Raw genomic sequence first — 11,626 nt, 5'->3', positions numbered from 1 at the left:
GTTCTCAGGGGGTCTTTAGCACTTTTGCTATCGACCACTTCACAAAGACTAAGCAAAATTAAACAATTTCTTAACTGAGCAACCCTGATCAGCCGTTAGTCTTCTACTTATGAGTTTTTTTGATAAATACGGTCTAGGTCTGATGGCTATATCACCTTGACAGTACCGTTGCCTATATTAGTTTAACATAGGAGTCAATGAATCGGAACAGTGGTTTAACAGTTTTGATCAGGAGACTCTAATTTAGGTAAAGTAATCACGTAGCGATACCCTAACTCTGGCAAACCTTGAACAGAAATTTTTCCTCTATGGCGTTTAGCTAAATGGCAGCTTAGTAATAGCCCTAAACTTTCACGAGATTCACTATTCTGAGGTCTTTTTTCCGATTCAGAACCCCAACTAGTAGTTTCTGGATCAAAAGAACTGGATAAAAACTGATTGTCACAGAGGAAGTTAGAACTCGAAGGTAGTTCACTGATTCCCAGTGCTTCAGTAATGAATGGGGTTTCTAAAGCATTAGCAACCGCTGCTGCTGCTGAGGGGGATTGTAACGGTAACTCAGAAATTTGTCCGTACATCTGAGGTAGACCATCTCCGAGCCAGGGGTGAGAAACCCAAACCGCGATTTTCAAAGACACGACATTAGCCCTCTCCAAATCAGTTTTTCGAGAGACATGGATGCGGACTTCACCCCCTGCCTCAGCCGAGTAAATCACACTGAATATAAGGTAATATAGCATTTGTCGCACCTTTTCTTTATCCAGAAACCAGATGCGATTACCTGGCTCTACAGATAGATGCAACTTTTGTTGATGTTGCTGCGCTATCTGTGCTAAATTGTTAATTGCTTGTTGACAGAGCATTTCAATATCTACAGCAGTTAAATTTAGTTGTTCGCTGTTTTCCTCAAAAATTCCCAAGCAAAGAATTTCATCAACCATCAATACCAGCTGACGACCACTGCAATAAACAATTTCTAGATATTCTTTTTGTTTATCAGTCAAAGACCCATAAACTTGGCGACTTAATACACTAGCCATTCCCATAATCGATGTTAGAGGTGTGCGCAATTCCTGTGTCAGCTGAGTTAGTAATTTGTACTTAATGGTGTGAACTGAGTTAAAACCAGCTATCCCATCTAGAGAGAGATTCCTAGGGCTAGAAGTTTCCGGATCAGACTCGAATTCCTGAGAGTGCTGAGGCTCTGTTGAAGAGTTGGGTAGCCAGTGAACAAAGCGGTCACGCTCTTTTTTCAAAAAATGATTCCGCTCAAATTCACTGAGACTCCAACGAGCCGTAATTGCCAAAAACTCATAATCTTTGGTGGTAAAATTGCGAGGTACTAAATCCATAACTGCTAGGGTACCTAAACACTCTCCATCAGCAGTTAACAGTGGTGCACCTAAGTAAGAACGGATACCGTAGTGGTGAACCAGTACACTACTAGCAAAGACAGGGTTGGTGACTGTATCATTAATCGCCAACATTTGATGACTATCTACTACATAGCTACAAAAGCATTCACTACGGGGCAACTGACGGGACTGTGCCACTCGATTCATTAGCCCGATTCTAGATAATCCCACAGCTGATTTGATGTGCTGTTGCATTTGTACCATAAAGCCCAAAATGCAGATAGGCACATCTAAAAATCGGGCAGTAGTCTGAGTTGCCTCGTCGAAAACTGGTACTGTTTCTGCTTCGAGTAGACCTAAATCCCGAAGAGTTTTCAGTCGTTTTTTTTCCCGTTCTTTAGGATTCAAACCATCCAGAGTACAAAAAAGTTGATTTTCTTTTCCCATAACCAACCCATTCCCCATGGTTACCTTTGGTAGCACCACAGTCCACTGGCGACTGTAGTGCTACCCACAACACTTAAGGTTCCCAGATAGAGTAGTGAAGTAAACAAATTCTCAGGAAAATAAATGCTTAAATAATGCCAAATTTTTCGGTATCAGAAGCATTTTTGTGTTTTTTTCCTTCCTGACCGCTTATGGGAGTGATGTCCGACTAGACCAAGCTGGATGAGAAAGCAAAGAGGAAAATACCCGAACACCTCTGAGCTGATTGGAAAGAGGCAAATGACCTTTTGGTGCATTGAGATCCCAGATAAACTCATGGGGATATCGGGTCCAGCGATTGCCAGTTTTCCAACCAATTTTTGGCCAAAGTTTTTCCCAGTTCTTGCCCAAAGACAACCAAAGCTCCCGCTGCACAGAAAATCCAAATTTGCCTTGAGAGTGAATAAGCCACAAGATATCAATAGTTTGCAAATCCGTAATCGGGAAATTGTCTACTTCCGAAAAATACAACCATCTTCTCTGTAGAGCAGCAGCTCCTGCTAACTCACAGAGTTTTTCGAGAGTAAGACGGTCAGCTGCGAGAAAGTCTTGTTTAACTAGCAGCTGTTGCACGGGTGTGTAATCAATGCCTGCTTCAGAACGTAGGGGTACAACCCCAGTAGGAAAATAGGTTTGCAGAAATTCATTGGTTTTGGGGATATTGGCTTGATGGAGGGCTTGATAGGCAAAACCAGCACTGAGGATAGTCGGGTTGGCACGTTGCTCCTGTAAAAATTCCATTAACACGTCTAACCCGGCAGTGCCAGTGCTGGCAAGTTCCTGAATCAAAGCCTGTTGTTTTTTTTCAGAACTAGACTTTAGCTGGCGCTGGAGTTCGGCAACTGTGTTAGAGACTTCTGCTGGGAAAGGGGCCGTTTGATCGCTCATGAAGGGTAGGGTTTGAGGTTGCACTCAAGAAGGTTGAAGTTGAATATGATAGGTTTTAAAGTCGAGAGTCAAGCAAGTTCATGCTTTTAACCTAGACTACGGCACCGGACCGCTTGTATACAACCTTCAAGCTTATAATGGTCTAACCTTAAACCTTTTACGATGAAGAACTTTTGCCAAAATTTCACCGATCGTAGTCCGTCAATTGTCTCGCTTCGGTGCTTTACTCCTAAGCTGCTCGAACAATTAACTTGCAGGTTAATTGTTAGGGGTTAGGGGTTAGGTGTTGGTTTAATGGTTAATGGTTAATGGTTAATAGTTAAGGGTGTAAGCGTGCTTAGTACCTAATGTAAGCGTGCTATCATGGCTAATTTAAGGGTGCCTATACTGAAGTAGATAGGGAGACACCCGCGACGGAGAGACAACACCCGAGGGTATGAAAAGTTTTTTCCAAAATTGACAAATAATCAATTTACACCCACAACAACTTATCAAATTTCAACCATTCTCTATTCTCACGTGCTTATCGAGCCTGAAGAATGCGGTTAATGATTTGAGTAGTGGAGGTAGGAAATTCAACCTGGACTAACTCAATCCGCCCCCCGTAGGATTGAACAATCGGGGCTTCTGGTAAAGTGGATAGACTGTAGTCACCCCCTTTAACATACACCTCTGGTTGCAATGCTTCAATTAAACGAGTAGCTGTGGTTTCAGCAAAAATCACTACCCCATCTACGGGTTTGAGAGTTGCCAGAATTTCTGCCCTCTGTATTTCAGGAACCAGTGGTCGGGGAGGATATCCTGGCTGTGATGGTTTAATGCGGTTTACTGATTGATCACTATTTAGCCCCACCACTAGAGATGAACCCAAGGATTTGGCAATCTTTAAGTAACGCACATGACCAATGTGTAGTAGATCAAAACACCCATTAGTAAATACCAGTGGTCGCCATCGCTCTGACTCGTGGGTGATCAGCTGTTGTAATTCATCGGCAGTGTAGATTCCAGTCATCTAACTTGAAAATATTTCTGAGTGCATCAGCCAGACAGTGCTGAGTTAAAAGGACTTACTCCAGTAGTAGGTTTACCTACTACCAAGGCTACCTCCCTCGCCCCAAAGTAGTTGATTTATACTTTACTGTTTACCATGTTGATTGGATTTTTTACCAAGAGGGTCAGGGAGGTTTACAGATTCCCCAAGCTATGCTAGTGTATCTTTTGAGGGATTTATTAAGCTGGGAAGCTCAACTACCAATACTATCAATACTATTATACTCATTGGTGATAGCTGATACTTAAATAAAAGCTCAGTTGATGTCTGTTGGAAGTATAAATACAAGGCAGCTCTGTCAAAATCGAAGATTGACCAATAAACCCGATTTTGCCCCATGTCTACTCCTTAGGCCTTTTGTATCCCTGCTCATAGGCAAAGCGCACCAATTGGCTACGATTATGTAGTTTCAACTTATGGAGTATACTACTGAGATGAGTCTGAACAGTACGAGGGCTGATAAATAGGCGATCGCTTATTTCTTTGTTGGTTAACCCCTGAATAACTTGCCAAAATACTCGTTCTTCTGCTGGTGTCAAGGGGAGAGGTTGAGGTTTTGCCCCTACCTGAGCAAAAGTCTTAGAATTCTCAACAGCTGTTGGTGTTGAGAATTGGTTAGCTAGATGGCCAGGAGCTATCGCAGTAGCTTGCATCAACCGAACAATTTCAGCATGGATACGGTGCGAGCGCTCTAGCAGTGCTTCGATTTTTGCCTCTAGTTCTCTGGGAGCAACGGGTTTAGTTAAGTAATCATCTGCTCCCATAGAATGACCATTAATACGGTCTTCTAATTCTGCTTTGCTAGACAAAAAAATAAATGGCATCAGCCTACCATTGGGAATGTTTCTCAGACGACGGCAAAACTCTAGCCCATCCATCTCCGGCATCAGCACATCAGAAACTACCAAATCCGGTGGATTTTTGAGACAAGCTTCCAAGGCTTCAGTTCCCGAACACACTTGTTCTACCTGGTATCCTCGATGTTCCAGGTAGCGCTTCAAAAGAGTTAGCAGGGTTTTATCATCGTCAACAACTAAAATCTTTTTCATATTCTTTCTGGAGCCACCTTTTCTACAAACACTCCTGCCAATTGGTCATGAATTGATGCTGCTGCCATCTGGCTGGAAGTCTGTGAAAGGCCCACTCAGACAAACAATACACCATATCTTTTGATCGTAATTCGATTGACCATAGGCAGAATCTATGCTAATAACACTGTAAGTTTCGGTGTTGAAGCCCTAACTATTGACACATCACCCAAGCAATTTTTTAGGAGCGATGGCGCTGCACAAAGCAGCCTTGGCTGACTGTTGTAAAACAGTTGAACACCTTCCTATTACAGGAGAACTTAAGCTATAGAACCCCTATTTCAGCATAAAGGCTGATTTAAAACAGTTGAGCCATGGTGTAATAACTTCATCAAAGCTTTGAACTTGAACTACGTTCACTCATGCTAATACCCAGAAATGGGAATTTTCGGGAAGAAAGCTCAACAACTACCTGCTCTTTCTGCCACTCTTGTCCTGTCAAGTAGTAATTATCTTAATGAGAAGCTTAACTATAGTATAGTTTTTGCCATCCCCCTATGGATAGACCTTACGTAAACTACCATTTACCTGGGGTTAATCAGCAAAAAAGCTTAATGTCTCAACCCCAGTGCAGTAGATCTGGTAGTTTTCTGACTATAAGTCTATTGCCAACTTCCATCTGAAATTCATTAAAACTACTTTATGTACGAGAAAATTTCCCCTTGCCAGACTGGTTCTGCCATTACCTACAAGGATGGTCAACCCATTGTTCCTGACAACCCAATTATTCCGTTTATTCGCGGAGATGGTACTGGCGTTGATATCTGGCCAGCTGCCCAGAAGGTAATTGATGCATCGGTCCAATGCGCCTATGGTGCCAAGCGCAGCATCAGCTGGTTTAAAATCTACGCCGGTGACGAAGCTTGCGAAAAGTACGGTACTTATCAGTATTTACCCCAAGACACCCTAAATGCCATCAAAGAATACGGCATTGCTATCAAAGGACCCTTGACAACTCCTGTGGGTGGTGGTATACGCTCTCTCAATGTCGCCCTGCGGCAAATTAATGACCTTTATGCCTGTGTGCGTCCCTGTAAGTACTACCCAGGAACCCCCTCTCCCCACAAAACTCCAGAGAAACTGGATGTGATTGTCTATCGGGAAAATACAGAAGATATCTACTTGGGTATTGAATGGCCCAAAGGAAGCGAAGTTGCTGAAAAATTGATTACTTTACTCAATCAGGATCTAATCCCAGCGACTCCAGAACATGGCACAAAACAGATTCCCTTAGATGCTGGTATTGGCATTAAACCCATCAGTAAAACTGGCTCCCAGCGTTTAGTGCGCCGCGCCATCCAACATGCCCTCAGGTTACCTAAGCCTAAGCAGATGGTGACTTTGGTACATAAGGGGAATATTATGAAGTACACCGAAGGCGCGTTCCGGGACTGGGGTTATGAACTTGCAACCACAGAGTTTCGAGCAGAATCTGTAACTGAACGGGAATCTTGGATTCTGAGCAACAAAGAGCAAAATCCTGATATTACCCTGGAAGAGAATGCTCGCGCGATTGAACCGGGTTATGATGCCTTGACCCCAGAAAAACAGGGGAAAGTGATCCAGGAAGTGGAAAATGTCCTTAATTCCATCTGGGACACCCATGGGCAAGGTCAATGGCAAGATAAGGTGATGGTCAATGACCGGATTGCGGACAGCATTTTCCAACAAATCCAGACTCGACCAGCGGAATACTCTATTTTGGCCACAATGAATCTTAATGGTGATTACCTATCCGATGCCGCTGCTGCTATGGTTGGTGGATTAGGTATGGGTCCAGGAGCGAATATTGGTGACACGTGTGCGATTTTTGAAGCCACCCATGGCACAGCTCCCAAACATGCGGGTCTAGACCGGGTAAATCCAGGCTCTGTGATTTTATCAGGAGTGATGATGCTAGAGTATATGGGTTGGCAAGAAGCTGCTGATTTGATTAAGAAGGGGATATCAGATGCGATCGCTAACCGGGAAGTTACTTATGACCTAGCCCGGATGATGACTCCACCCGTAGAACCTCCCCTGAAGTGTTCTGAGTTTGCTGAGGCAATCATTAAATATTTTAGCTAAACCTCGAGAAGCCCCGCACTTTTCCTTCATTGGGTAAGTGTCGTATGGGAAGCGCGGGACAAGGGTCGGAACGTCGAAATGCCAATGTGATATATTAACAATGGTAGGGAAAACAAATTAAGAGCTAATCGCCACCTACCAACTGAAAATAGAACTTTTTTTTGTATTGTTCCGGCGGGTCGGGGCATCCCGGAGACGAAACCTTAGAATAGGGCAGCCTTAATCATAAAGTTTTAACCCTTTACGCATAACCGACTAACCATAAAGGCCAGAGACGCGCGCCTTAGACAGGGTCGCCTTATAACAATAGCCTTAACCCTTTTACGCATAGCCTGCCGACCATAAAGGCGACCCTGTCTTACCGTAACTTCAAACCCTATTCTTGCGGTAACTTCTGACCGTGTCGTTAATAAAGCTTATCGTTCGCGTAGCGTGGCCAAAGGCCTTGTATCCGAACGCGCCCCGCGTCGGGCAAAGCCCGATGGCAATAGCTGGAGTTGGTAAGAATCCCGCGCTGTCCCGTTAGGGCAGCTTCGGGAGTATGTCACGTCGCCTCAGCTGACTTGGTTCAAGCTTAGACTTTAAGCGACGCTGATTGAAAAACTGATTTTGACTAGTAGACTGGGTAGAAAATTGCCCCAATTTACTTGTTCCTTGCGGTGCTACTGGTCTAAGAGGTGCTGCCGTTGTTACACCGGTAGCTTGCCGGAATGGAGTAGAGTAGGTGTTGGAATTGAGAGGAACTGTAGGTGTTGTCGGAAAAGTTCTATCGTTCCTTGTTCGAGGTAGATTGACTCCAGGATAATTAATTTGTCCTGGAGAAGGAGCTGTTGTGGGTGTGGTCGAGAAAGTCCTGTTGCCGGTTACACCTGGTGTTGTTACCCCAGGATAGGTAATTTGTCCTGGATAGGAGGGAGTCGGTAATGCTTGATTCCCAGTTGCCGTCAACGGTATTCCGCCCCTAGCTTTAATTTCCTGAGTTCCTGAGTTCCGTTGTTCGAGAAGTCCCCTGTTTCCATAGGAGATATTTGAAGGCAAGATGTTAGCAGGTAGTTGAGCTTTGCTATTACCGGTAACAGACTTAGCAGCATTAAGCCTATTCAAGGCTTCCTGTAAAGGGCTGACTGGTAACTGTGTTGGATTAGTGTAGAGGGAATTGAGGGAACCCAACCCCAACACAGAATTAGTCTGGTTCAGTGTGCTTGAGGATAAAGATCTCTGATTAACAGAGTTAGGATTGCTCAGTAAGTCACTCCCAGGAACGGGAGGGATATTAAACAAATCGTTTGTAGATGTAGCAAAGGGATTTCTGGCTTTTGAGGACTGCTGAGGTTGGAAGTTTGGGGTTAGCAAAGGTGATTTTGCTTGGGAGTTAGCTTTTGTCTGCTGAATAACTTGAGTAAATAACCCTTCTGAATTTTTGGTTTTAGACTTTTTGGCTTTCTTGGTTTGCTGTGGTGGTACTGATATAGCACTTAGGGCTTCGAGCTCTGCTAATAGCACGGCAGAATTATCAATATCAGCTAACCTTGCCGCTAGTTCATCATCTTCAGAAGACAGGGTTGGTTCAACGGTGGGAGTATCAGTTTCAGCCACTTGATTGATCCCAATTGCCCTTAACAATTCTGGATGGTTCCAGTATTCCCGGAGAAACCACAACATTAGGGATAACAAGACAGCTGCTCCCCAAAATGCTGGTCGTCCCAAAGGTTGTAGTTGAGCTTTCCAATAGCGGAGGTAGGCAGGAGGTTGATGACGAGAAGACATGGCACGTTTCAACGATGTTAGACATTTCAGCTTCGCTGTAACTTGATGCTAGCCTCTAATCAACCGATTCAGGTTTACAATTAGCAATTTACAATTAGCAATTTACAATTAGCAATTTACAATTAGCAACAATAACCACCTGTCTATCTAGCCTACTTATCGCGCAGCTCTATATAACAACAATCCTCCAGCACCTAGTCCAAATAAATTGGGCAACCAGGCTGCCATAACAGGAGAGAAAATGTTAACTAGACCTAGGGCATTGGTGATAAACCCTAATAAGTAGTAAGAAAAAATTACTAAAACACTAATTCCGAAACTGGTTGCTTTACCTGTACGTTGAGGACGAGTTCCCAAGGAAGCTCCCACTAAACCAAAAACTAGACAAACAAAGGGAAAAGAAATTTTTTGTTGAATTCTGATCCTAAGTTTACGAATTTTTTTAGCATTACCACTATGGCGTAATACCTCCAAACGCTCTAGAGACTGAGCAATGTTCATTTCACCATAGTCACGATTTTTTTTGGCCAAATCCAAAGGTGTTCTAGGAAGTTGTAGCTTTTGTTTTTCAAATCTAAGGATATTGCGGTAAGAAGCATCGGGAGATATAATATAGATCGTGCCATCTATAAAATCCCAGAGATTTTCAGTTGGGTTCCAAACGGCAGATTGAGAGGTTACAATTTGTTCTAGACCGGTCTGAGAAAAGTCTAAAATTGTCAAGCCCCTCATCTGCTTACCATCAAATTGCTCGGCGTAGAACCAACGCTTAATTTTGTTAACTTTTTTGCCATTGGGTAGCTTTACTTTTTGATATTCGGGATAAAAGATGTTCCTTTCCTGAAAGGATGGTCTTTCTTTTTTAAGCGCTTTGTCTAAGGTGATTTTGGACTGGTAGTTAGCCGCAGGAACCACTAATTCATTAAATACAAATGTCAGACTTGTAACGAGCAAACTCACCACTACAGCAGGTATTACGAGTCGGTAGATGCTTACCCCAAAGCTGCGCATGGCAATCAACTCACTATCGCTGCTGAGGCGAGAGTATGCCATCAGAGCAGCTAGGAGCATGGACATTGGTAAAGCATAGGAAATAAACTGGGGTATCTGCAACAGTAGCACTTGAAGTGCAATTCCCAATGGTAGTCCTGCTTCAGTAACTTTGCGAACCAACTCAAATAGGGTTCCAATAGCTACACCCAGTGATGAAAAAGCACCAATACCAAACAGCAGTGGTGGGATTAGCTCAAATACGATGTACCGATCCATCACTGATAAGCCAGGCATTAGTGCAATGATGGACTTGGATTTACCAAATTTCATGATTTGCTAATCACTAAATTAATTTTTAATAGCTTCTGTTATCGTTGAAACCCTGTCCCTAAGTAATACTTACGTACTAGAGGATTATCATAAAGTTCTTCAGCACTTCCGGCAGCCAGGATTTGTCCTTCTCGCATAATGTAGGCGCGGTCAGTAATCGCTAGGGTTTCTCTTACATTGTGGTCAGTCACCAGAATTCCCATTTGGCGATCGCGTAATCGAGCCATAATTTTTTGAATCTCTGAGACAGCAATGGGATCGACACCAGCAAATGGCTCATCCAAGAATAAGAACTTCGGTCCAAGTGAACCAACAGCTAACGCTCTTGCCAGTTCTGTTCGACGTCTCTCTCCTCCAGACACTTGATTACCTAAGGTATTGGCGACTTTTTCCAAACGAAACTCTTGGAGTAAGTAATGCATTCTTAATCGCCACTCACTACGAGGCACACCAGTTTGTTCTAAGACTAATTGAATATTGTCCCGAACACTAAGGTGGCGGAAAATACTAGCTTCCTGAGCCAGGTAACCAATACCTAGCTGGGCTCGCCGATTAATCGGCATGGCAGTGATATCTTGATCATCTAGCCAAACTGTACCCAGATTGGGTTTTTCTAGACCAGTGGCAATGTAGAAGGTTGTAGTTTTACCAGCACCATTAGGACCAAGCAACCCTACAACTTCTCCTTGGGCAACGGAAAGATGAACACGACTGACAACACTGCGCCTGCCATAGGACTTATGGATATTATCTAATAATATTTTCACAGATAGCACCTTTAATCGGTCATTAGTCAATAGTCCATAATCTTTATATACTTGGTAATTAACTAATGACCAGGAAATGACCATAAGTGGTTGCAGGCTATTCTATCAATTAAGATCTAGTTTTTAAGCCATAATGACTGATGGTAGGGGTTGATTTAGCTAGGGAAGCCCTGGAGCCGGTGATGTGGTGCTGTCTGAGTCTGTAACGATGTAAATTGATTCTACCTGTTGGTTCTGTTGAGGCAGGGCTACAAAGCGTCCTTCATCAATCAAATAGGTAATGGTTTCACCCTGAATACTATTGCCCTCCTGCAACACAAAAACATTGCCATTGAGAACCAGACGACGCTCACGGCTGAAGTATTGGGCTTGGGCTGCAGTTGCTTGTATTTGGCGAGCGGGATAGTTAATTTGGACATTGCCACGGGCTGTGACTACGCCAGTTTTGGAGTTAGCTTCCTGGACATCAGAGCGAACCGTCAAGGCACTTCCATCAGCAGCTGATGGTTTATTTTGGGCTTGTGCTTGGGGGATGTTAAGGAAAGTTGGTAATGCGATCGCACCTACCAAGGTAACTGGCAAGAATAATCTTAGACCTAGATTATGCCTTAATCGGTTAGTATATTTAAGGTCGGACTTCATGCTGTTGTGTGTGATGACTGATCTCGAATACCAATAAGCTGTTCTGCCTACTAGTTTAAGCAAATCCAGCCATAGCTTGGGAATTAAAATGGGCTTTTTGCTCTAAGGCACGTGTTTTAGTTTTGACGACTAGGCACCAACAAAGTTTCTCATCCCTTCAAAGCATGTCCTAAGAACTAATGGTTAACAAGT

General features: G+C 43.5%; 9 protein-coding genes. 1 reads left to right on the top strand and 8 read right to left on the bottom strand.

Annotated features, from left to right (window positions below; genetic code table 11):
• Positions 1 to 215: 215 nt before the first annotated feature.
• The 4 genes from F6K57_RS11655 to F6K57_RS11640 all read right to left on the bottom strand — a co-directional run bounded on the left by F6K57_RS11655 (position 216) and on the right by F6K57_RS11640 (position 4,829).
• A complete protein-coding gene (locus F6K57_RS11655) occupies positions 216 to 1,820 on the bottom strand; it encodes a GAF domain-containing sensor histidine kinase (protein WP_293067647.1) in 1,605 nt (534 codons plus the stop codon).
• A 171-nt stretch (positions 1,821 to 1,991) separates the two neighbouring features.
• Positions 1,992 to 2,729 (bottom strand): GUN4 domain-containing protein, encoded by a 738-nt coding sequence (locus tag F6K57_RS11650; protein WP_293047808.1) that lies wholly within the window; start codon positions 2,727 to 2,729, stop codon positions 1,992 to 1,994.
• A gap of 523 nt (positions 2,730 to 3,252) precedes the next feature.
• Positions 3,253 to 3,741, bottom strand: a complete 489-nt coding sequence (locus F6K57_RS11645; protein WP_071106454.1) for an adenylyltransferase/cytidyltransferase family protein — start codon at positions 3,739 to 3,741, stop codon at positions 3,253 to 3,255.
• A gap of 380 nt (positions 3,742 to 4,121) precedes the next feature.
• Entirely contained in the window at positions 4,122 to 4,829 is a 708-nt protein-coding gene (locus tag F6K57_RS11640; protein WP_293067643.1) for a response regulator transcription factor, read from the bottom strand.
• Between the two features lie 681 nt (positions 4,830 to 5,510).
• Here F6K57_RS11640 and F6K57_RS11635 point away from each other — a divergent pair.
• Complete coding sequence (locus tag F6K57_RS11635) at positions 5,511 to 6,935, top strand: NADP-dependent isocitrate dehydrogenase (protein ID WP_293028086.1); 1,425 nt, start codon at positions 5,511 to 5,513, stop codon at positions 6,933 to 6,935.
• A 522-nt stretch (positions 6,936 to 7,457) separates the two neighbouring features.
• Here the strand turns inward: F6K57_RS11635 and F6K57_RS11630 are convergent.
• The 4 genes from F6K57_RS11630 to F6K57_RS11615 all read right to left on the bottom strand — a co-directional run bounded on the left by F6K57_RS11630 (position 7,458) and on the right by F6K57_RS11615 (position 11,434).
• The gene (locus F6K57_RS11630) at positions 7,458 to 8,702 is read right to left on the bottom strand and encodes a hypothetical protein (RefSeq protein WP_293067640.1); all 1,245 of its coding nucleotides are present in this window, start codon (positions 8,700 to 8,702) and stop codon (positions 7,458 to 7,460) included.
• Positions 8,703 to 8,858: 156 nt separating this feature from the next.
• A complete protein-coding gene (locus F6K57_RS11625; RefSeq protein WP_293028091.1) occupies positions 8,859 to 10,025 on the bottom strand; it encodes an LptF/LptG family permease in 1,167 nt (388 codons plus the stop codon).
• A gap of 38 nt (positions 10,026 to 10,063) precedes the next feature.
• A complete protein-coding gene (gene lptB / locus F6K57_RS11620) occupies positions 10,064 to 10,792 on the bottom strand; it encodes an LPS export ABC transporter ATP-binding protein (protein ID WP_293028094.1) in 729 nt (242 codons plus the stop codon).
• Positions 10,793 to 10,951: 159 nt separating this feature from the next.
• Complete coding sequence (locus F6K57_RS11615) at positions 10,952 to 11,434, bottom strand: LptA/OstA family protein (RefSeq protein WP_070395222.1); 483 nt, start codon at positions 11,432 to 11,434, stop codon at positions 10,952 to 10,954.
• Between the last annotated feature and the right edge of the window lie 192 nt (positions 11,435 to 11,626).

The organism is Moorena sp. SIO4A5, from assembly GCF_010672005.1.
GTDB lineage: Bacteria > Cyanobacteriota > Cyanobacteriia > Cyanobacteriales > Coleofasciculaceae > Moorena.
This window is presented reverse-complemented; position numbering and strand designations above follow the sequence as displayed.